Origin of the sequence: Pseudonocardia ailaonensis (assembly GCF_039531635.1) — a bacterium.
Taxonomy (GTDB): Bacteria; Actinomycetota; Actinomycetes; order Mycobacteriales; family Pseudonocardiaceae; genus Pseudonocardia; species Pseudonocardia ailaonensis.
On the sequence record NZ_BAAAQK010000017.1, the window covers coordinates 39,713 to 59,770 of the forward strand.

A 20,058-nucleotide genomic window follows, 5' to 3' on the forward strand; every position below is an offset into this window, starting at 1 on the left:
CGCTCGGCAGGGGCCCCGCCGAGCGTCCGGCGGGGGCACCGCCGAGGCGTCGACAGGCTGGACAGCTCAGGCATCCGCCCGGACGTCGTCGATGACGCTCTCGTGCAGCAGGCGCCTCGCGGTCAGCTCGTTCCGGGACAGCTCTGCGCGAACGACCCCGGCCCGGAGCACCAACACCCGGTCGCAGAGCCGGACGAGCTCCTCCTCGTCGGTCGAGGCGATCAGGACCGCGGTGCCCGCCTCGGCGGCGTCGTCGATGAGGCGGTGGACGTCCGCCTTCGCGGCGATGTCGATGCCCTGGGTGGGTTCGTCGAGCAGCAGGACCCGTGGGCGCGTCCGGAGCCACTTGCCCAGGACGATCTTCTGCTGGTTACCGCCGGACAGCGATGCCGCGGGAACGTCGACCGAGTGCGCCTTGACACCGAGGTCGGTCGACGTGCGCTGAGCGGCTCGGCGCTCGGCGCCGTGCTCGAGCCGGAGCCGTCCCCAGAACTGCATGAGCGCGGTCAGGGTGATGTTCTCCAGGACCGACATCGGCGCGACCAGGCCGTCCCGCAGCCGGTTCGCGGGCACCAGACCGACTCCGTGGGCGACGGACTCCGTCGGTTTCATCGACGGGACGACGAACCCGGCCACCGAGACGGTTCCGGTACGGGGCGCCGCCCCGAAGATCAACGAGCAGGTCTCTTCACGACCGGAACCCGCGATGCCGCAGATCCCGACTATCTCGCCCTCGCGGACGGACGTCGTCAGGCCCCGCAGATCCCGTCCGGCCAGCCCCTCCAGGCGCAGGACCTCGGGTCCGAAACTCTCGGGGTCGTGCTCGGGCGCGAGGTCGGTGGTCGACCCGGTCATGAGCTCGACGAGCTCCGCCTTCGTGAGTGTGGCGGCGCGTGTGGTCGCGACATGACGGCCGTCCCGGAGCACGGTGACACGATCGGCGAGCGCGAGGACCTCGTCGAGGTTGTGCGAGACGTACAGAATGCCGACGCCCCGATCCCGCAGCCGGCGGACGATGGCCATGAGCGTCTCGGCCTCGCTCTGCGTCATCGTCGTGGTGGGCTCGTCGAGCACCAGCATGTGGACGTCCTGCCCGTTGCCGAGGAGGGCGCGGGCCACGGCGATCGTGGTCCGCTCGATGGGGGTGAGGGCAGCGACCGGCGTCGTCAGGTCGATGTCGTGTCCGAGGTCCCGGAGCGCCTTGCGGGCCACGTCCCGCTGTCGGCGCCAGCTGATTCGCCCGTACGCCGAGGTCTGGTACCCGACCCCCAGGGCGATGTTGTCGACGGCGGTCAAGGTCGGCACCAGCCCCAGGTCCTGGTGGACGAAGCGGATCCCGGCCGCCTGGGCGTGCTCGGGGCCGCTGCCGGTGGACAGCGCGCCTCGGGTCCAGATCTGCGATCCCTCGTCCGGGCGATGGAATCCCGAGAGGATCTTGATCAAGGTCGACTTCCCGCACCCGTTCTGTCCCATCAGGGCATGGACCTCACCGGCTTCGACCTCGAGATCCACACCGACGAGCGCTCGGGTGGCACCGAACGTCTTGCTGAGTCCGCGCAGCCGCAGCAGCGGTTCGCCGTCACGCTGAGCCGGCAGCTTCCCGGCCACCTCGGCGGATGCGTCGACGGCGTCCATTGGCGTCTCCTTCGTCCAGGCTCGGTACGCGTAGGAGCCCGATGATCCGGCGCCCGGCGTCCGGTGTCCCCTGTCCGCTTCCGGTTGCCGGAAGCAGGTCGTTGGACCACACCCGCTGCTGGGAGAGGGTGGTTCCACGGACCACCGCGCCGGTGGGCCTCGCCGCGGGACCGGCGGTCCGGCGAACTCGTCGATGCCCGGTGCCATACGACCATCGGGCCGAGCTTCCGGGAGACCCGCATCGTGACAAGAAGCAATCCGCAGCTCCGGTTCGACGGTCGGGTAGCGATCGTCACCGGAGCGGGTCGGGGACTCGGACGGGCCCACGCACTGCTCCTGGCGTCCCGCGGAGCCGCGGTCGTCGTCAACGACCTCAGATCGGCCGACGACGTCGTCGAGGAGATCGTGGACGCAGGAGGAACGGCGGTGGCCGGCGAGCACGACGTCTCCGATATCTCAGCGGCCGACGCCCTTGTGGATCTCGCGTCCGAGGAGTTCGGCCGGCTCGACATCGTGGTCAACAACGCGGGTGTCCTGCACGTCGCGCCGTTCGCCGAGCTGGCGAAGGAGCAATTCGACCACACGATCGGGGTGCACCTCTTCGGCACCTGGGCCCTCACACAGGCGGCCTGGCGGCGGTTCCGACAGCAGGACTACGGACGCGTCGTGATCACGTCGTCGGCGGCGGGGCTGTACGGCATCGGGAACCCGCCGATGGCCTCGTACGCTGCCGCCAAAGGCGGACTGTACGGGCTCACCCGGGCGCTCGCCGCCGAGAGCGAGGGGACCGGTATCACGGTCAACGCCTTGGCGCCCGTCGCGTTCACGCCGCTGGAGGCCGAGCACGTACCGGATCCCGAACAGCGGCGGCAGCTGCTCGCCGAACGGCCACCCGAGGCGGTCTCGCCCGTCGTCGCGTTCCTCGCCCACGAGTCCTGCCCGGTGAACGGGCAGGTGTTCGCGGCCCGGGCGGGCCAGGTCCAGCGGGTGTTCATGGCGGAGACCGTCGGCACGCCGCAGGGCTCGTGTCTCACACCCGAGGATGTCGCGGGGCTCTTCGACGTCGTGCAGGACCAGCGTGGCTACACCGTGCCGGAGCCGTACGTCGCGCCCGAGGGGACGGTATGACGTTCTCGGGTCGCGTTGCTGTCGTCACCGGTGGCGGGAACGGGATGGGCCGGGCGTGCGCCCAGCGTCTGGCCGGCGAGGGCGTTGCCGTTGTGGTCGTGGACGTGATCGAGGAGGCGGCTAAGGCGGCCGTCGAGGAAATCCACCGGTCGGGTGGGGTGGCGGAGCAGGTGGTCGGCGACGTCGGGGATGAGGCCGTCATCGCGCGGGCGATCGATGTCGCCGAGTCCGGGTTCGGAGGTCCGGACATCATCATCGCGGCTGCGGGGATCCCCGCTCCCGGATACCGCAGCGGCGGCCCGCCCGTCACGCGGCCCGCGTCCGGGCTGGAGCGCTTCCTCCGGACGACGCCGCCGGACTGGGACGAGGTGCTGGGGGTCAATCTCCGTGGCGTGATGCTCGTGGTGCAGAGAGGAGTCGCGAGCATGCTCGAGCACGAGCGCCGAGGGAGCGTAGTGGTCATCACCTCGGTGTCGGCGGCATCCCCGATCACCTCCGGCAGCGTGGCCTACACGGCGTCGAAGGCCGGTGCGCAGGCCGTGGTCAAACATGTCTCCCAGCTAGTGGCGGACCGCGGGATCCGGGTCAACGCCGTCGGCCCCGGTCTGATCGACACGAACATGTCCCGGGGGTACGCGGCGCCGACCACCGGGCCCTCTGCCCTGGCCCACATCCCGGCCGGCCGGCCCGGTACGGCCGACGACATCGCCGATGCGGTGCTGTTCCTCGCGGGCGAGCAGTCGCAGTTCATCACGGGCGAGGTGCTCTACGTCGACGGCGGGCAGTTCACCGGCTGACCCGGAGAACCCACGCCGACGAGGTGAGAGGCGCGCGCTCAGGCGGAGCGGATCCTGAGCACGCCCCACGTCCCCAGAACGAAAGGAAACAGAGTGCCCGAGGAACTGACGTTCGATGATCAGGTCGCAGTGGTCACCGGTGCCGGGCGAGGGCTCGGGCGCGCACACGCCCTGCTGCTGGCGGAGCGCGGGGCCGCGGTTGTGGTGAACGACGTCCAGGACCCCGAGCCCGTAGTACGGGAGATCATCCGCGCGGGAGGACGGGCAGCAGCCTCCACACACGACATCGCGGACGAAGGACAGGCGCACAGGCTGATCGATCATGCCGTGGACACATTCGGCAGGCTGGACGCGCTCGTCAACAACGCCGGAGTCATCCACATCGCCCCGTTCGAGCAGCAGACGCGGGCCCACCTCGACCGGATGATGGGAGTGCACGTCCTCGGCACCTGGGCCCTGACCCAGGCTGCGTGGCGGGTGTTCCGGGAGCAGCGCTACGGACGCATCGTGGTCACGACCTCCGCGGCCGGTCTGTTCGGTATGAAGCATCCGCCGCAGGCCGCGTACTCGGCGGCGAAGAGCGCGCTCGTCGGGCTCACCCTGAGTCTCGCCGCCGAGGCGGAGGCACACGACGTGAAGGTCAACGCGCTCGCTCCACGGGCGTTCACCCCGTTGCAGGCACAGCACATGACCGACGCGGGCCAGGCCGAGAGGCTGGCGGTCGCCCAGCCCGCGGACGCAGTCTCCCCGGTCGTCGCGGCACTCGCGCACCGGTCCTGCCCGGTGAACGGCCAGGTCCTGTTCGCCTGCGGGGGCCAGGTCCAGCGGGCGTTCACGGGTCTGACGGCGGGCATCACGACAGGCTCGGTCCTCACACCGGAGGAAGTCGTGGATCGCATCGGCGAGATCGTCGATACCAGCGAGTTCACCGTGCCGGAGCCGTACGTGGCTCCACGTGGGATGCAGTAGCAGAAGCCGATGTACAGCGAAGGGGTTCCTCAGATGGATCGCAGGGAGAAGGCCATCCGGGAGTGGTTCGCCGCACTGACCGAGCGCCGGTACGACGACCTGGGCGAGCAGCTCACCGACGACGCGGTCATGGAGCTCGTCCCGTTTCACGAGGACGAGATCAACGCGCACACCACCATCCGGTACGAGGACCCGCTGCGGGGGCGGCACACGATCGTCGAGCTCTACCGACAGAGCGCCCACATCTTCGACGAGCTGGCCTTCACCATGAGGGAGTTCCACATGGTCGAGGGCGGGCTCAGCGCGATCGTCGAGTACACGAGCAAGGGGGTCGCGACACCGACCAAGAAGGAGTTCAACGGGCGGTACATCGCCGTCTTCAGTTTCGAGGACGGCCGCATCGCGCTCTGGCGCGAGTACCACGATCCCACCCGGTTTCCGGAGGCCTTCAACGCCGGACCGGCCTGAGGAACCGGCCGTGAACTTCGAGATGATCACCTGCGGTTACGGGATGCTCGAGGCACCCCGCGTTGACCGCCGCGGCGTGCTGCACTTCTCCGATCTCTACGAGGGAGGCGTGCACCGGTGGTCGCCGGACGGGCACCTGGACGTGGTTCTGCGTGGCCGCCAGCACATCGGCGGCATCGTACTGAACGAGGGGGGAGGCCTCGTGGTGTCGGGGAGCACACAGCCCCTGGCCTTCTGGGACGGATCGAGCAGCGAGACGAGGGTGCTCCTCGAGGAGTTCGACGGTACGCCCGTCGGGTATGTGAACGACATCGAAGCCGATGCGCGGGGAAGCGTCTGGGGCGGGACCGTCAACCTGGCCCTCCCGTCCACGACCGAGGCGGCCAGAGCGATCGTGGCCGGTCTGGTCGCCGCTCCGCACGCGGTCGGGCCCGCCCCGAGCATCGTGTTCCGTGCAGACCCGGACGGAACGGTGGAGAAGCTATGGGAGGAGGGGACGATCGCCAACGGGCTCGCCTTCAGCCCGGACGGCCAGAGGCTGTATCAGTGCGACACTCTGACCGGGGTCTACGCCTTCGACATCACGGCCGACCGTCGGTTGGCGAACCGACAGTTCTTCGGCAAGGTGCCCGAGGGCGGTAATAACGGGCTCGCCGTGGACGTGGAGGGCGGTGTCTGGGTCGCCGCCGTGGGAGGTGGCAGCATCATCCGGTTCGGGCCCGATGCCGTCATCGACGAGGTGATCGACGTGCCGGCACGGGGCGTGATGAGCCTTGAGTTCGGCGGCGCGGACGGGCAGGACCTCTTCGTGGTCACGTCCGACAACACCGTTCGGCCGGACCAGGAGGGTGCAGTCTTCCGAGCTCGGTCCGACATTCCTGGACTCCCGGGGCACCGGTCGCGTTACCCGTCGTGACAAGCGCCCTTCTTGCACCGGGAACGGCGCCGGCCGGAAAAGAGAACCCTCGCCGCCGGCGCCGTCGTCCGGGTCAGGCGGCTTGCTTGGTCTCCCAGAAGATCTTGTCGATCTGGGCGATGTAGTCCAGCAGCTCCTGGCCCGTCTTCGGGTCGTTGGAGCCCTTGGTGCCACCGGCACCGGCGGCCTTGGTGGCCTTGTTGAAGAGCTCGTGCAGCTCCGGGTACTTCTCGAAGTGCGGCGGCTTGAAGTAGTCCGTCCACAGCACCCAGAGGTGGTGCTTCACGAGGTCCGAGCGCTGCTCCTTGATCTCGATCGCGCGGGCGCGGAAGTCCACGTCCTCGTTGCCCTGGTACTTCTCCTGGATGGCCTTGACGGACTCGGCCTCGATACGCGCCTGGGCCGGGTCGTACACGCCGCAGGGGAGGTCGCAGTGCGCGGTGGCCTCCAGCCGCGGGCGGAGAATGTGGAAAAGACCCATGGGTGTCCTCCTGGCTGATCATACGGATACTCGGCCGAACGATGAGCCGGATCGCATCGGTGCAGTGCCGCTCGGCAAGCGCCGTGGACCACCGAGCTCGCGGTGATGATCGTTCAGCATCGGGCGAAGCCTTGTCGAACTAGGCTCTCGTCGCCAATGGCTGCGTTCCGGTAGCCGGAAGTCCGCGTCCTAGCCGGGTGGTCGAATGGTGAAAGACTCGCTGATATCGGCGATCCATCTACTGATCGCGTCGGCATTCTCCTGGCTGGTCAGCGTGAGTCGGTCGCTCGCGCCAATAGCTTTCAAGCAGACCTCGGCAACTTCTTCAGGCGTCTGGAAGACTGTGTGGTTGAACGCGGCCATGTCAAGGCCTGCCCGCTGGAAGAAGTCCGTAGATGTGGCACCGGGCGCGACACAGACGACTCTTACCCCGGTCTGGGCAAGTTCCTCGGCCAGCGCCAGGCTGAAGATGTTGACGAACGCTTTTGATGCCCCATAGCAGGCTGCCCCCGCGCGCGGTCCGAAGCCGGCCCGGGAGGAGATGTTCAGTATGGTTCCGTCGCCGCGCCCTGCCATCGCCGTCGCGGCCGCGTGAGTCAGCCGGACCAGGGCCATCGTGTTGACCGAGAGCATGTCCAGGGTTCGCGGTAGATCAGTGCCGTGAAACGGTCCGACGACCGTGTAGCCGGCGCAGTTGACCAGGAGGTCAACTGGAGATTCTTCGCTTGCCAGTCGCTGCTCGAGGACCGACACCCCGTCGCCGGAGAGGTCGCAGATAATGGTCTCGGCACCCCCCAGAGTCGCAGCCGACTCCGCCAGTCGGTCTGGCCGCTGACCAACGAGGACGACCTCGGTGCCCGACGCGGACAGCCTCGCGGCGATCGCGGAGCCGATTCCTCCTGTGCCGCCGGTGATCAGAGCCCGTCTCCAGGACGGGACGTTCGTTGCGTGCATGTCCACTCCTCGCAACCACGATCCGACAGTCGAGCATGATGACTCGAGTCGGTGGAAAAGCCTCGGGCAACTGCTGTGAATAGCCCCTTCGTGCCATCGTGGCAAGGCTTCGTTTCCGTCCAGCGGATCTGTGCTCGTCCCACATCGGTCGCCGCAGTATTGCCGAAGCATCGAATTCCGTTCAGCGGAAACGGCCAATTGACGGTGTCCTGTGACCGTTCTTACGCTGTTCCTCGTCACCCTGCGATGCGAGACGCTTACGATTTGGCCCGCCGCTGCACGGTCGATCTACTTCATTGGTGCGGTGTCGGGGCACGCAGTGGGCACTCACGGCACGGTACGAGCAGGGAGGCCGACCGTCTCCCACGGGATCAATGACGATCGCGAGGTGTGGAACCAGTGCGTCTCCCTACGAGCCATGACATCACCGGACGACAAACGGTGTCACGATGCGGCCCGGGTACGGTGGGCGGCTTTCAGCGGCGGTACGTGGTCCTCGGCGTGCAGGATGGCCCGGAGCGCCGCGTCTCGTCGAGACGGTCGACCGGCGCATGAGCGTCGGCGGCACCCTGACCTCGGCTGGCGAGTCCGCGCGTCGTTCGGTGAAGTGGATCGATCGCGTTTCTCTCGCTCTTGCCGTACCTGCCGGCGCAGTGACCGTCCTCATGATGCTGCATGTCATCGTGGACGTCGCCGGCCGCAGCATCCTCGGCCAGCCCCTCCCGTCGACGCTCGAGATCGTGTCGTACTGGTGGATGGTTGTCGCGGTCTTCGCGGGTCTGGGCTACGCCCTACTCCGCGGGGACCATGTGCGAGCCACCGTTGTCACCGACGCGTTGTCGGCGTCGTGGAGGCGATGGGCGGACGTCCTTGCTCTGGCGCTCCTCGGCCTTTTCGCGGCGGGTGTCGCGGTGTTCGGCCTGTTCGCGGCGGTGGAGGGGGCCTGGATCGGGCAGACGGTTCTCTCGGCGGTTCCGGTGCCGGTGTGGCCCGCCATGTTCGCGATCCCTCTTGGCGCGGGCTGTCTGGTCCTGCAGTGCTTCTCGCAGATCATCGGCGTCTTCTCCGTCCCGGGGTCGTCGCGATGATGGCCGAACAGAGAGCCACCGACGGGAGGGGCTCGCCGGAGCGGACGGCTCCCGCACTGCTGCAGGCTTCGCGGGAGCCGGACCTCGCCTCGCCCGGCCGCCGGAGGCGGTTACCCGGTAGGAGTCGGATCGCGCCGTCCGGAGCGATCTTCGTTGTTCTGGTGGCGCTCTCGACCGCAGCGGCTGCGGTGGTTGCGTTCGGGGATCTCGATCGCCAAACGGTGGGCCTGCTCGTTATCGCTCTGACGGTGTCGCTCCTGATGTGCGGGGTGCACGTTGCTCCTGCATTGGCTCTCCCCGGCCTGCTGGGCATCTGGAACCTGGCCGGCCCGAAGGGGGTGGCCAGTCTTCTCGAAGAGATCCCGCACAGCAGTGTCGCGAGCTGGAGCCTGTCCGTGATCCCCATGTTCATCCTCATGGGGTTGGTGCTCCAGCAGACTGGGATCACCGCGGTTCTCTTCGACGCAGCCCGCCAGTGGATAGGGAGGGTGCCGGGTGGGCTGGCCGTCGCGACGGTGGTCTCGGGCGCCGGAATGTCCGCGGGGAGCGGCAGCACGCTGGGGGTGACGTTCGCCCTCGGCCGGATCGGCATCCCGGAGATGATCAAGGCGCGCTACTCGCCGCGGCTCGCCACCGGATCGGTCGCCATGGCCGGCACTCTGAAGCTACTCATCCCGCCGAGTATCACGATGGTCATTTACGCCGGCATCGCTCAGACCCCGGTGGGTCCGCAGCTCTTGGCGGGAGTCGTTCCGGGCGTCATCCTGGCCGTCCTCTTTACTGTTGTGATCATGATCTGGGCGAAGGTCAGGCCGGTGGATGCACCCGCGGTCGACATGAGTGGATATACCACGCGCTCGCGGCTGCGGGCCGCCGTTCGTACCTGGCCGCTGGTGCTGCTCGCAGTCATCATCATCGGCGGGATGTACTCAGGTGTCGCTACGGCGACGGAGGCGGGGGCTCTCGCCGCATTCACAGCGATCGTGCTGGGAGCCTGGTCGATACGACGCGATGGCCCTCGGCAGCTGCTGCTGCGGCTTGGTACAGCTCTCGGTCACACCGTGGCCGCTGTGGCTGCGATCATGCTTCTGCTGGTCGGCGTGCACATCATGACGCGGGTCGCGGCGCTGAGCGGTTTGGCGCAGGAGCTCACCGGATTCGTGTCCGACCTCGGGCTGAGCCGTGTTGGCCTGCTGCTCTGCCTTGTCGTTGTCTTCGTGGTGCTCGGCATGTTCATGGACGAGCTTGCGATGATGCTGTTGACCGTCCCCATCCTGATCCCCGTACTGAATCAGCTGGACATCGACCTCTTGTGGTTCGGGGTCTTCATGGGCCTGATGTGCGAGATCGGCATGGTGGCGCCGCCGGTCGGACTCCTGTCCTTCATCGTCCACGGAATCGCACAGGACCGTGAGGTCAACCTGGGTGTCCGGATCTCGCTGGGCGACGTCTTCCGAGGCGTCATGTGGTTCGTGTTCGTCGCAATCGTCTTCGTCGTCGTCTTGATCGCTGTCCCGCAGATCGCCCTGTGGCTGCCACAAGCGAGCATGGGCTGAATGAAATGAGGCAGTCGTGGTGAAGAGGATAGGTCGTCTGTGCCGGGCAATCGGGGTGGCCTTGGCGTGTGCCCTGCTCGTCGGTGCCTGCGGATCGACCAGCCGATCGTCGGCGGGTGCGGAGTCCATGGCCTCCATGAAGCCGATCACCATTCCGTACAGCACGATCCAGACCGCGGACTCTCCTCAGGGTGCCGCATTTCGGGCGTTCGCGGAGGAAGTATCGACGCGGACTGGCGGCAAGGTTACTTTCCAGCCCTTCTTCTCGGGTTCTCTCGCGCCAGGGGACGCGACGTTGAGCGGGCTGAAGTCCGGGGTCGTGGGGGCGGCGCTGCTGGTGCCGTCCTACTATCCGCAGCAGCTCCCGGTGAGCAACGCGCTGCTGAACCTTGGCTCGCTGCCTCACAGCACGTACCCGCACGGGATGATCGCCTCGTCCGCGGCGGTGATGCAGTTCCAGACCCGGAACGAGGCACTGAAGCAGGAGCTGGGCAGCAACAACGTCCGGATCCTGATCGCCTACCAGTCCGAGGTCGGATTCAACCTCCTGTGCACGAAGTCGGTCGACTCGCTCCAGGATGCCCGCGGGCTCCGCGTCAGGGTGGGCGGTGGCGCATGGGTGAGGGAGCTCGAGGCGATGGGCATGGTCCCTGTACAGCTGCCGGCCCTGGAGACGTACGAGGGGCTGCAGCGCGGTGTCGTCGACTGCGTCACCGCGACGACGTCGTCGATGATCAGCTTCGGCTACTGGGACGTGGCCAAGCACTACATCCCGGTCAGCATGAGTCCGTCCAACAACTCCACCCAGGTCATTAACACCGAGGTCTGGGAATCGCTGCCGAGGGACGCCCAGGCGATCGTGACGGAAGCCGCGCACACCTGGTGGAAGACCGAGCGGGTGGGTGCGTTGGCGACTTACGCGAAGTTCGCGACGGAGGGGCCGTCACGGCACGGCGTGGTCTTTCACGATCCGGCTCCGTTCGACGAGGTGCTCCGGAAGCATCAGGCCGGTGTCGTCTCGACGGTCTCCGCCTCGGGGCCACCCAAGACCGATCCGGCAGCGTTCGTCGATGGCTACCGGTCGTTGATCGAGGAGTGGAGTGGCACCGCCACGAAGGCACTGGGCACGCCGGAGCCTTCCAAGGACGCGAAGGCGATCCTCGAGAGCTACACCGCGGCTCAGCAGATGAACTACGCCGAATGGGACGCGATCACGAAGAAGGAGCTGTTCGATGCCGGGTCCGCACGCTAGACCGCCGCAGCCACGCTCGTGGAGAGAGCCGAGGAATCCATGAGCCGCATCGAAGCCCCGGTCCGAATCGTGAAGGGCGGGGTATCAGCGTCGGCCGATCGAGGGCTGGACCTCGACGCACTGGTGTGGCCGCGGAATGAGCCCTGCCCTGCAGGAGCCACTCCGGTCGCGGAGATCATCGAGGTGCTTGCCGAGACCGGTGCCCGAATGCGGGAGGACCCCAGTGGTCGCCTCGCGGCGGCGGCCGCGGCGATGGCCTCGTCGACAGGGCTGGATCGGCGGATCGCCGACAACAGCTACGCCGGCCTCTGGAGAGTCTTCGACCCCGAGGCGCTCCGGTGCCAGGTAGAGCACGAGCTGGGGGGATCGGACGTCCTCGACGGCTGGCGGCCGTTCGTGGGGCACGACGGGCGGACTGCGGCGGTGCGCGCCCATCCTCCCCGGCTGATTCACGTCCTCGCGGGGAACGCACCGGGCGTCGCGGCGATGTCGATCGCACGAGGTGCCCTCACCAAAGGCGTACACCTCCTGAAGCTGCCGTCCAACGACCTTTTCACGGCGCCGGCCATCCTGGAGACGATGGCCGAGGTGGCCCCCGACCATCCTGTGACCAGGTCCTTCTCCGCCGTGTACTGGCGCGGCGGCGACACCGCGGTCGAGAGCGTCCTGATGCGTCCGCAGTACTTCGACAAGCTGGTGGCCTGGGGCGGCGAGGCGGCTATCCGCTCCGCCGCCGGCTACATCGGGCCGGGCTTCGAGCTGGTGGCTTTCGACCCCAAGAGCTCGATCTCGCTGATCGGGCGGGAGGCCTGGGACACCGAGGAGTCGATGACCCGAGTCGCCTCGCTGCTGGCCGACGACGCGACGATCTTCAACCAGGAGGCCTGTACCTCCAGCCGGTTCGCCTACGTCGAGGGTGAGCCCGGTCAGATCGATGCGTTCTGTGCTGAGCTCGCCCGGGCGCTCGCCCAGGACCGGCCCACGGCATCCGCGAAGGCCGCTGCCCTTCCGGCGGAGCTGCGCGAGGAGATCGAGGTTCTGTCGCTGATGGGGGAGGACTTCGGGACCTGGGGCGACTTCGAGGGGCACGGTCTTGTTGTCCGGTCCGCCGATCCTGTGGACTTCCACCCGACCGGTAAGACGGTGAACGTCGTGCCTGTGCACAGGCTCACCGACGCGACGGCGCACGCCTCCGTGGCCACGCAGACGGTCGGGGTGTTTCCGCCCGGCCGCAAGGTCGAGATCCGGGACGCGCTGGCGAACGCCGGAGCCCAACGGGTGGTGACGCTCGGCGGAGCGATGGGGATGCGACCCGGCCTGACCCATGACGGCTTCTACCCGCTCCACCGCTTCGTGCGGTGGGTGACCGACGAGGACTGATGTGCGGATGACCGACACCCCGACCCCGGCTCTCGACCGGCTGCTCCAGCTGCTGGAGCGCCCGGACCCCCTGGCCGACGTCGACTTCGACCTGGAGGCTGCGCAGCTCGATGCCGTCCGTGAGCGGTTCGCCGACCACAGGGCGCGGATCGTGCTGGTCGACAAGCGTGCCACGGACACGGGGATCGACTCCGTCGAGAGCCTCGCCGACGTCGTCCCATTGCTGTTCTCCCACACGGCCTACAAGAGCTATCCCGAGTCGTTCGTCACCGCCGGACGGTGGGACCGGCTGCTTGCCTGGCTACAGACGCTGTCCGCGGTCCCCGTCGGCCACATAGACGTGAGCGGGGTGACCGACGTCGACGGGTTCGTCGAACGGCTCGACGCCGCCGGTTCGCATCTGCTGACCTCGAGCGGCACGAGCGGCAAGCCGTCGTTCCTTCAACAGTCTGATCTGGACGTCGAACGCGGTGCCCAGATCCTGACCGCCCTCTGGGGTTCTCCGCCACGGATACCGCGCTCCCGCGAGCATCGGGTGGTTCAGCTCGGCCCGGCCCGCGGGCCTGCACGCCTCGTCTACGCACACCGGGCGAAGTCCGACGCCTGGTCCCGGCCCGGTGCTTCGCACGCCTTCGAGGACGAGCCGCTGAGGCTCTCGGAGATCATGGCCGTGGCCAAGCTGCGGAAGCGGGTCGCAGCGGGGGAGGCCACGCCAGGAGAACTCGCGGACTTCGAGTCGGAGGCGGCGGTTCGCAGGATCCGGATGGATAAGGCATTGCACGATCTCGTCGACGTCATCCTGGAGAATCGGGGCGAGCCGATGCTCCTGACCGGGCTGTGGCGTCAGCTGTGGGACCTGGTGGAGATCGCGCGAGAGCGCGGCATCCCGGACGGGACCTTCCATCCCGACTCTGTAGTCGGAGGAGCCGGCGGGCTGAAGGGAGCCGTTCTGCCCGAGGACTACGAGGCCCAGACCCGGGCCTTCTTCGCGCCGGCGCGCTTCGTGAAGGTCTACGGCTGTTCGGAGCTCGCCTCCAGCTCGCCGATCTGCGAGGCCGGCCGCTATCACGTCCCACCGACTCTGGTGCTACTCATGTTGTCCGATGACGGAGAGACTCTCCTGCCTCGCCATGCCGGTCCCGTGACCGGCCGGGTGGGCTTCTTCGATCCGGCGCTCGACAGCCGCTGGGGCGGCCTTGTGACGGGAGATCGCGCCACCGCGGACTTCGGCCGGTGCGAGTGCGGTCGCCCGGGGCCCACGATCGAGGACAGCGTCGTCCGGTATAGCGAGCTCGGCCAAGGCGACGATGACCGGCTCCTGTGTTCCGGGACCATCGACGCCTACATTCGCGGCCTGGTCAGGGAGTAAAGGAATAGTGAGCACTACCTATCCTCATGTATTTGCCACCGGTACGATCGGCCCGGTCGAGATCGCGAACAGGATCTACTTCGGCCCCACCGCCAATCCTCTTGATGCCGGCGGTGCCCCTTCGGCGGATCTCGCGGCTTTCTTCGAGGAGCGGGCCGCCGGAGGGGTCGGTCTAATCATCCAGAGCCTCCCCGTCGCCCCGCGCGGCGGGATCGGCCGGGCCTGTCCGTCGAATGAGTCCGCTCTGCCCGCCTTCCGCGCGGTCGCGGACCGGGTCCACGGCCACGGCACCAAGCTGTTCGGGCAACTGCACTTCTTCTCTCACCTCAACTTCCAATGGGAACCGCGGTCCCCGCTCGCGCCGTCGATGAGCGTCGCCGGGACCCAACGTTTCAACAGCTACGGCGTGACGCGGGCGATGAGCGTGACGGACATCGAGGCCGTCATCAATGCGTACGCCAAGGCCGCACGGAACCTCCGCAACAGCGGCTACGACGGGATCGAGATCCACTCGACCCACGGCATGCTGCCCGAGACGTTCCTCTCGCCCTTCTGGAACCACCGTGAGGACGGCTACGGCGGCTCCGACCGGGCCCGGATGCGCTTCCTGACGGAGCTCCTCGAGACAGTCAGAGACGCAGTGGGCGACAAGATGGCCCTGGGTGTCCGTCTGCAGTGCGACGAGCTGTTGCCGGGCGGATTGGGCACCGCGGAATGCGCAGCCGTAGTAGCCGACCTTGCCGAGAGCGGACGCGTGGACTTCTTCGACCTCGACGTTTCGGTAGAGCCCGAGCAGTCCGACCTGAGCCATCCGGGACTGATGTTCTCCCCTCTAGAGTTCCTGCCTCACGTCCGGAAGGTCCGGCGGTCCGCCGGAGAAGTGCCGGTCCTCAGCGCCCCTGGCAGGCTCACCGATATGGCGGACGCTGAATCGCTGCTCGCCGAGGGCGTCTTGGACTTCGCGGGGATCGTCCGCGGGCTGCTCGCCGAGCCACGCCTGGTCGCCAACGCCCGAGCGGGTCGGCCCGAGGACAGCAGGCGATGCATCGCGGCGAACCACTGCTGCGAACGTCGCATGCAATACGGCGGGTTCGGATGCGGCGTCAACCCTGCGACCGGCCGCGAACGATTGTGGGGGCTGTCGGAGCTGCGCCCGGCTCCCGCCCGCGGCTCGGTGGTCGTCGTCGGTGCCGGACCGGCCGGAGCCGAGGCGGCGCGGGTCGCCGCGCTGCGGGGGCACCGGGTGGTCGTCTTCGAACAGCGTGACCGGATCGGCGGGCAGCTCAGGCTGTGGTCGAGGCTGCCCGTGTGTGGACCGGTGGCCGACATCGTCCCCTGGTACGAACGGCAACTCCGTGACCTGGGCGTCGAGGTGAGGCTCGGACGCCCCGCGGACGCGGCCGCGGTGCTCGCCGAGAGCCCCGATGCAGTCATCGTGGCGACCGGAGCCCGGTACGACGCCACCGGCGCGAGCGGCTACCGCCCCTCTGATATTCCCGGTGCCGACCGGGCCCACGTCCTCACCCCCGAGAACATCCTTGACGGAGGCGCCCGCCCCGCTGGCCATGTCCTGCTGCTCGACGACGAGGGCCTGCACACCGGAGTGGGGCTCGCCGAGCTGCTGGCGGCGGCCGGGGCGGAGGTGGAGCTGGTGACGCGCTGGCCCCAGCCCGCCGAGCATCTGCAGCTCACCCTGGAGTCCGACCAGATGCTGCGCCGGCTGAAGGCTCTCGCCGTCAGGTTCCGGACGATGAGCTATGTCCGGTCGATCGGGGTTCGCGACGTGACCGTCTACGACATCCACTCGGGCTGTGACGAAGTGGTTGCCGATGTCGACGCCGTGGTCCTGGTGACCTGCCGGCGCCCGGCAGGTCGGCTCGCGCCCGAACTGGAAAGGGAGGGCATGCGGGTGTTCCCGATCGGGGACGTGCTCGCCCCGAGAGGCCTACCTGAGGCGACCTACGAGGGTCATCGTTTCGCCAGGCTGCTCGGTGAACCGACGGCGCCCTCCGGCTTCACCGAGGCCTTCTGGCAGGAGATTGACCCGGCCCAGTACGCCGGCCCCGCACGATGACGGCGATCGGGAGGGTCGGGGTGTGGAGCGGTGAGATCGCCCGGGCCGAACCGCACGAGGCGGCCAGCGCGGCTGCGCTGGCCGAACAGGCGGGTTACGGAGCCGTGTGGCTGCCCGGTGGGTCGACATCAGCGCCTTTCGCCGTGGTGGCGGAGATCCTGGCTGCCACCACCAGGCTCGTCGCCGCGACCGGTGTCCTCAACATCTGGAACCACACGGCCACAGGGCTGGCGACAGCCCACCGTTCCCTCCGGGCGCGCCACGGCGACCGCTTCCTCCTCGGGATGGGTGTCAGCCACGCTCCCGTCGTCGACCGTGCCGAGCCGGGTCGGTACGCGAGCCCGCTCCGGGTCCTGGCGTCGTTCCTCGACGGTCTCGACGCCGGTGGCGCCGTGCCCGCGTCGGAGCGCGTCCTTGCGGCACTCGGACCGAAGATGCTGGCACTGGCCGCAGTCCGCGCTGCCGGGGCTCATCCCTACCACGTCACCCCGGAACACACCCGCTTCGCCCGGGAGATCCTCGGACGCGATCCGCTCCTCGCGCCGGAACAGGCAGTTGTCCTCGAGAAGCACCCGGCACGGGCGCGTGGGCTCGCACGGCAGCATCTCGCGGTGTACTTCGGCCTGCCCAACTACGTACGGAGCTGGCGTCGTCAGGGTTTCGGCGACGACGACCTCTGCGGCGGAGGGAGCGACCGCCTCGTCGACGCTCTGGTGCCGTGGGGGAGCGCGGCTCACGTCGGCCGTCGGGTCTCCGAGCATTTCGACGCCGGTGCCGATCATGTGTGTGTCCAGGTGATCGGCGACGCCGACGGCAGCGTCCCGATCCGCGAGTGGACCGAGCTCGCGGGTCGGATCGGGTGATCCGTCTCCGCCCGCGCGGGCGGCGGGCCATCCATCTTCCGCACAGCGGAATCCACATCTTGCCGCAGTCATCGCGACGTGGTGTCGTCCGTTGAACACCATTTGTCATAGTTAATCGACTCGGATGGACATTCCTCGCGACGTGCGCGTCACCGGTGTCCGCTGACGTCATGGAGGCGGCTTGCTGAACGATGATCCCGTTGCCATCGTGGGACTCGACATTCCACGTCTGGCAAACCACATTCCCGATGAGAACAGCTTTTCACTGTGCTTGAAGGCGGTTCTCGGTGCCATCGACGATGCCGGACTGAGCCGGGACGAGGTCAACGGTGCTTGTCTGACCTGGGAGAGCCAGGCGGGCTCGCCCATGAGCGGCAGCAGCAATTGGGCCCGACTGCTCGGGTCCACCTTGAACTGGGTGGCGGAGAACGACCTCGACGCCCTGGGCATCCGTGGGGTCCTCAACGCCGCCGCCGCCATCAAGGCGGGCCTGTGCGAGACCGTCGTCATCGGCGCGGCACTCGCGGGCGGTCCCGCTGTGCACGGTGCTCACCGGATGTCTCGGATCGTCTCCGCCTCCGACGAGGAATTCCCTCCGGCGTTGCTGGAGTTCAGTCATCCGTTCGGTGCGGGAGGAATCCCCCATCGAAGCGCGCTGAACGCCCGGCGGCACATGTACGACTTCGGAACTCGGCCTGAGCACCTGGCCGAGGTCGCCGCGACGATCCGGAACCATGGGCACGAGAATCCTGAAGCAGTCATGTTCGGTCGCGGCCCATACGACATCGACCAGATCATGAATTCTCGATGGATCGCCGAGCCGCTTCATCTGCTGGAGTGCGGCATGGCAGGGCAGGCGGGGGCGGCAATTGTCATCACGTCCGGGGACCGGGCGCGGCGACTGGTTCGCAACCCCGTTTATGTGCTCGCCGGGGCGATGGAGATCGTCGACGGTGCCCACGCCAACCCTGCGCTGAATCGTGATGTCGCGATGCTGGGGGCCGAGCGTATGGCGGTGGCGTTCGCGCAGGCCGGGATCAAGCCGGCCGAGCTGGACGTCCTCTCCCTTCACGATGTCACTGCGTTCGAAGTGATCCGTTACGTCGAGATGCTGGGTCTGTGCGAGCAGGGAGAGGGCGGGCCTTTCGTCGAGGGCGGGGCGTTAGGGCTGCGCGGTGGGAGGTTCCCGACGAACACCGACGGAGGAATGTTGTCTCACGGCTACGGTGGGCCCGCCTCGATGATTCTGAAGATCATTGAGGCCGTGCGCCAGTTGTCAGGGCGCGCGGGCGAGCGCCAGGTAGCGGGTGCCCGGACGGCCGTCGTCACGAACTCGATGCCTGCCGGCCAGCACCTCGAGTGCATGATCCTGGGTGCGGGGTGAGCACATGACGACGCATGACTCCTTCCGGCCGGTTCCCCGCCCCACCGCGCTTTCTCAGCCCTTCTGGGACGGATGTGATCGCGGTGTCCTGCTCTACCAGCAGTGCGCTTCATGCGGTACAGCGACGTTCCCGGCCCACGAGATCTGTCGATCCTGTCTTTCTCCTGATCTCCGGTGGACGGAGAGCAGCGGGACCGGCTCGGTCTACACGTTCACCGTCATCCACCGCGAACCGGTACCACGTTTCCCCGTGCCCACCGTTCTCGCGATCGTCGACGTCGACGAGGGCTTCTCGATGTTCTCGAACCTGGAGCGGGACGGACCGGTGGATTGGGAGATCGGAGCGCGAGTGGAGGTCCGTTTCCGCCCACAACCGGCAGGCCCGGCCCTGCCGGTGTTCGTCGCCGGTGAGGACCGATGACGCCGTCGCTGTCCGGACGAACGGCGATCGTCACCGGCGCCAGCGCAGGCCTCGGCGCCCATATCGCACGGGCCCTCGCCGGAGCGGGTGCCCGGGTCGGGCTGGTCGCCCGGCGCCGTGAGCGACTGACCCGCCTCGCCGATGACCTGCCTGGGGCAGTGGTGCTCGCTGGTGACCTCGGCCATCCCGACGACGTCGACGCCATCGCGGCCGAGGCGCTGGTGCAACTGGGGTCCGTTGACATCCTCGTCAACAACGCCGCTTGCGTGCGGGTCGGACCGGCGGAGACCGAGACGGCGGACGACATTGCGCAGATGTTCGCGGTCAACGTGTTCGGGCTCGTCCGGCTGACCCAGCGGCTCGTGCAGCCGATGCTCGATCGAGGTTCCGGCAGCATCGTGAACATGACCTCGGTCGCGGCGGCACGGGGCACCAGCTCGCCGGCCCAAGCGGCCTACGCCGCGTCCAAGGCGAGCGTCAATGCGCTCACTCGCCACTGGGCCGCTCAATGGGGGGCGCGGGGCATCCGGGTCAATGCCATCGCAGCAGGCCTCTTCCGGAGCGAACTGACCGGCGATTCGATCGACACCGAGTCGGTTCAGCGCTGGATACGGCGCCGGACGATCCTGCAGCGAAGTGGTGAGCCGGAGGACATCGACGGGGTCATCCTCCTTCTCGTGGGAAATGGAAGCAGTTATGTCACAGGACAGATTATCAACGTCGACGGCGGGTGGAGCACCGGCTGACGGCGCCTCGTCCTGCCTGCCTCGCGAATTGGTGGCCGAACCGCGCGATCGCGAGCGCTGGAGTGCGACCAGGCTCTGCGTCGGATGTTCCGAGCGGGGGGCGTGTCAGCTGGGGATCGACGTCGACATCGCGCCTGGTGGAGTTCGGGGAACCGTGCGTCTTCCCCGCCGGTACCAAGGAGGGGGCGGAGGAGCCGCGCACGGGGGCTTCATCGCTGCCGTGCTGGACGAGGTCAGCGGCCTTGTGGCGATGACCTTCGGGCGGCTCGCGGTCACGAAGTCCCTCGAGATCCGGTTTCGGCGCCCGATGCCGGTGGGTGTTCGACTGCAGGTGGAAGCGGGTGTCGTCGGGGTATCGGGCCGGGAGTGGTGGGTGGATTCCCGGATCTCGGACGGGGACGGGGCCGACGTGGCGAGCGGATCCGGTGTGTTCGTCGAGCCGCGGACGCGAGGAGGCCGGCGCTCGGAACCCCCACGTCCTGCCTGACGATCCCGGCCAGCGGAAACGCGATCTTGATCGTCGACAGTACGAGTGTTCTGCTCTTTTTGTCGGATTACGGATACTGTAGGGAGTACG

At 68.0% G+C, this 20,058-nt stretch carries 19 protein-coding genes; 16 read left to right on the forward strand and 3 right to left on the reverse strand.

The annotated features are described in order from the left end of the window. Positions 1-66 precede the first annotated feature (66 nt). On the reverse strand, positions 67-1,635 hold the full coding sequence (locus tag ABD324_RS21810; protein WP_344420091.1) for a sugar ABC transporter ATP-binding protein: 1,569 nt from the start codon (positions 1,633-1,635) through the stop codon (positions 67-69). A gap of 243 nt (positions 1,636-1,878) precedes the next feature. Between ABD324_RS21810 and ABD324_RS21815 the strand changes: the two genes are divergently transcribed. The 5 genes from ABD324_RS21815 (at position 1,879) to ABD324_RS21835 (ending at position 5,913) form a co-directional block, all read left to right on the forward strand. Then, the gene (locus tag ABD324_RS21815) at positions 1,879-2,763 is read left to right on the forward strand and encodes an SDR family NAD(P)-dependent oxidoreductase (RefSeq protein WP_344420093.1); all 885 of its coding nucleotides are present in this window, start codon (positions 1,879-1,881) and stop codon (positions 2,761-2,763) included. Continuing rightward, a complete protein-coding gene (locus ABD324_RS21820; RefSeq protein ID WP_344420095.1) occupies positions 2,760-3,560 on the forward strand; it encodes an SDR family oxidoreductase in 801 nt (266 codons plus the stop codon). The genes ABD324_RS21815 and ABD324_RS21820 overlap by 4 nt, the downstream gene beginning before the upstream one ends. Before the next feature lie 93 nt (positions 3,561-3,653). Further along, positions 3,654-4,529, forward strand: coding sequence for an SDR family NAD(P)-dependent oxidoreductase (locus tag ABD324_RS21825; RefSeq protein ID WP_344420097.1), 876 nt, complete (start codon positions 3,654-3,656; stop codon positions 4,527-4,529). A 33-nt stretch (positions 4,530-4,562) separates the two neighbouring features. Next, complete coding sequence (locus ABD324_RS21830; RefSeq protein ID WP_344420100.1) at positions 4,563-4,997, forward strand: nuclear transport factor 2 family protein; 435 nt, start codon at positions 4,563-4,565, stop codon at positions 4,995-4,997. 10 nt (positions 4,998-5,007) lie between these two features. Then, positions 5,008-5,913, forward strand: coding sequence for an SMP-30/gluconolactonase/LRE family protein (locus tag ABD324_RS21835; RefSeq protein ID WP_344420103.1), 906 nt, complete (start codon positions 5,008-5,010; stop codon positions 5,911-5,913). Positions 5,914-5,986: 73 nt separating this feature from the next. Here the strand turns inward: ABD324_RS21835 and sodN are convergent, their stop codons facing one another. Both sodN and ABD324_RS21845 read right to left on the reverse strand, forming a co-directional pair. Beyond that, the gene (gene sodN, locus ABD324_RS21840) at positions 5,987-6,394 is read right to left on the reverse strand and encodes a superoxide dismutase, Ni (protein ID WP_344420106.1); all 408 of its coding nucleotides are present in this window, start codon (positions 6,392-6,394) and stop codon (positions 5,987-5,989) included. A gap of 189 nt (positions 6,395-6,583) precedes the next feature. Next, positions 6,584-7,348, reverse strand: coding sequence for an SDR family NAD(P)-dependent oxidoreductase (locus ABD324_RS21845; RefSeq protein WP_344420109.1), 765 nt, complete (start codon positions 7,346-7,348; stop codon positions 6,584-6,586). Positions 7,349-7,899: 551 nt separating this feature from the next. Between ABD324_RS21845 and ABD324_RS21850 the strand changes: the two genes are divergently transcribed. The 11 genes from ABD324_RS21850 to ABD324_RS37345 all read left to right on the forward strand — a co-directional run bounded on the left by ABD324_RS21850 (position 7,900) and on the right by ABD324_RS37345 (position 19,968). Then, complete coding sequence (locus tag ABD324_RS21850) at positions 7,900-8,436, forward strand: TRAP transporter small permease subunit (protein WP_344420112.1); 537 nt, start codon at positions 7,900-7,902, stop codon at positions 8,434-8,436. A gap of 161 nt (positions 8,437-8,597) precedes the next feature. Beyond that, on the forward strand, positions 8,598-9,992 hold the full coding sequence (locus ABD324_RS21855) for a TRAP transporter large permease (RefSeq protein WP_344420115.1): 1,395 nt from the start codon (positions 8,598-8,600) through the stop codon (positions 9,990-9,992). Positions 9,993-10,119: 127 nt separating this feature from the next. After that, complete coding sequence (gene dctP, locus ABD324_RS21860) at positions 10,120-11,244, forward strand: TRAP transporter substrate-binding protein DctP (RefSeq protein WP_344420117.1); 1,125 nt, start codon at positions 10,120-10,122, stop codon at positions 11,242-11,244. 39 nt (positions 11,245-11,283) lie between these two features. Then, complete coding sequence (locus tag ABD324_RS21865) at positions 11,284-12,624, forward strand: acyl-CoA reductase (RefSeq protein ID WP_344420120.1); 1,341 nt, start codon at positions 11,284-11,286, stop codon at positions 12,622-12,624. Between the two features lie 7 nt (positions 12,625-12,631). Beyond that, the gene (locus tag ABD324_RS21870; RefSeq protein ID WP_344420123.1) at positions 12,632-13,993 is read left to right on the forward strand and encodes a hypothetical protein; all 1,362 of its coding nucleotides are present in this window, start codon (positions 12,632-12,634) and stop codon (positions 13,991-13,993) included. Positions 13,994-14,000: 7 nt separating this feature from the next. Then, a complete protein-coding gene (locus tag ABD324_RS21875; RefSeq protein WP_344420126.1) occupies positions 14,001-16,067 on the forward strand; it encodes an oxidoreductase in 2,067 nt (688 codons plus the stop codon). Then, positions 16,064-16,930, forward strand: coding sequence for a TIGR03620 family F420-dependent LLM class oxidoreductase (locus ABD324_RS21880; protein ID WP_344420129.1), 867 nt, complete (start codon positions 16,064-16,066; stop codon positions 16,928-16,930). The genes ABD324_RS21875 and ABD324_RS21880 overlap by 4 nt, the downstream gene beginning before the upstream one ends. A gap of 181 nt (positions 16,931-17,111) precedes the next feature. Beyond that, positions 17,112-18,314 carry a thiolase family protein gene (locus ABD324_RS21885; RefSeq protein WP_344420132.1) on the forward strand — a complete coding sequence of 401 codons (1,203 nt, stop codon included), beginning with the start codon at positions 17,112-17,114 and terminating at the stop codon, positions 18,312-18,314. 4 nt (positions 18,315-18,318) lie between these two features. Then, complete coding sequence (locus ABD324_RS21890) at positions 18,319-18,735, forward strand: Zn-ribbon domain-containing OB-fold protein (protein WP_344420135.1); 417 nt, start codon at positions 18,319-18,321, stop codon at positions 18,733-18,735. Beyond that, entirely contained in the window at positions 18,732-19,481 is a 750-nt protein-coding gene (locus ABD324_RS21895; RefSeq protein WP_344420138.1) for an SDR family NAD(P)-dependent oxidoreductase, read from the forward strand. The genes ABD324_RS21890 and ABD324_RS21895 overlap by 4 nt, the downstream gene beginning before the upstream one ends. Then, positions 19,432-19,968 carry a PaaI family thioesterase gene (locus ABD324_RS37345; RefSeq protein WP_425565878.1) on the forward strand — a complete coding sequence of 179 codons (537 nt, stop codon included), beginning with the start codon at positions 19,432-19,434 and terminating at the stop codon, positions 19,966-19,968. The genes ABD324_RS21895 and ABD324_RS37345 overlap by 50 nt, the downstream gene beginning before the upstream one ends. Positions 19,969-20,058 lie beyond the last annotated feature (90 nt).

What these genes read in the sequence shown, in the direction of transcription:
- ABD324_RS21810 (WP_344420091.1), bottom strand. Translation starts at nt 1,635, where the DNA reads ATGGACGCCGTCGACGCATCCGCCGAGGTGGCCGGGAAGCTGCCGGCT.
- ABD324_RS21820 (WP_344420095.1), top strand. Translation starts at nt 2,760, where the DNA reads ATGACGTTCTCGGGTCGCGTTGCTGTCGTCACCGGTGGCGGGAACGGG.
- ABD324_RS21830 (WP_344420100.1), top strand. Translation starts at nt 4,563, where the DNA reads ATGGATCGCAGGGAGAAGGCCATCCGGGAGTGGTTCGCCGCACTGACC.
- sodN (WP_344420106.1), bottom strand. Translation starts at nt 6,394, where the DNA reads ATGGGTCTTTTCCACATTCTCCGCCCGCGGCTGGAGGCCACCGCGCAC.
- ABD324_RS21845 (WP_344420109.1), bottom strand. Translation starts at nt 7,348, where the DNA reads ATGCACGCAACGAACGTCCCGTCCTGGAGACGGGCTCTGATCACCGGC.
- ABD324_RS21850 (WP_344420112.1), top strand. Translation starts at nt 7,900, where the DNA reads ATGAGCGTCGGCGGCACCCTGACCTCGGCTGGCGAGTCCGCGCGTCGT.
- dctP (WP_344420117.1), top strand. Translation starts at nt 10,120, where the DNA reads ATGGCCTCCATGAAGCCGATCACCATTCCGTACAGCACGATCCAGACC.
- ABD324_RS21865 (WP_344420120.1), top strand. Translation starts at nt 11,284, where the DNA reads ATGAGCCGCATCGAAGCCCCGGTCCGAATCGTGAAGGGCGGGGTATCA.
- ABD324_RS21870 (WP_344420123.1), top strand. Translation starts at nt 12,632, where the DNA reads ATGACCGACACCCCGACCCCGGCTCTCGACCGGCTGCTCCAGCTGCTG.
- ABD324_RS21880 (WP_344420129.1), top strand. Translation starts at nt 16,064, where the DNA reads ATGACGGCGATCGGGAGGGTCGGGGTGTGGAGCGGTGAGATCGCCCGG.
- ABD324_RS21890 (WP_344420135.1), top strand. Translation starts at nt 18,319, where the DNA reads ATGACGACGCATGACTCCTTCCGGCCGGTTCCCCGCCCCACCGCGCTT.
- ABD324_RS21895 (WP_344420138.1), top strand. Translation starts at nt 18,732, where the DNA reads ATGACGCCGTCGCTGTCCGGACGAACGGCGATCGTCACCGGCGCCAGC.
- ABD324_RS37345 (WP_425565878.1), top strand. Translation starts at nt 19,432, where the DNA reads ATGTCACAGGACAGATTATCAACGTCGACGGCGGGTGGAGCACCGGCT.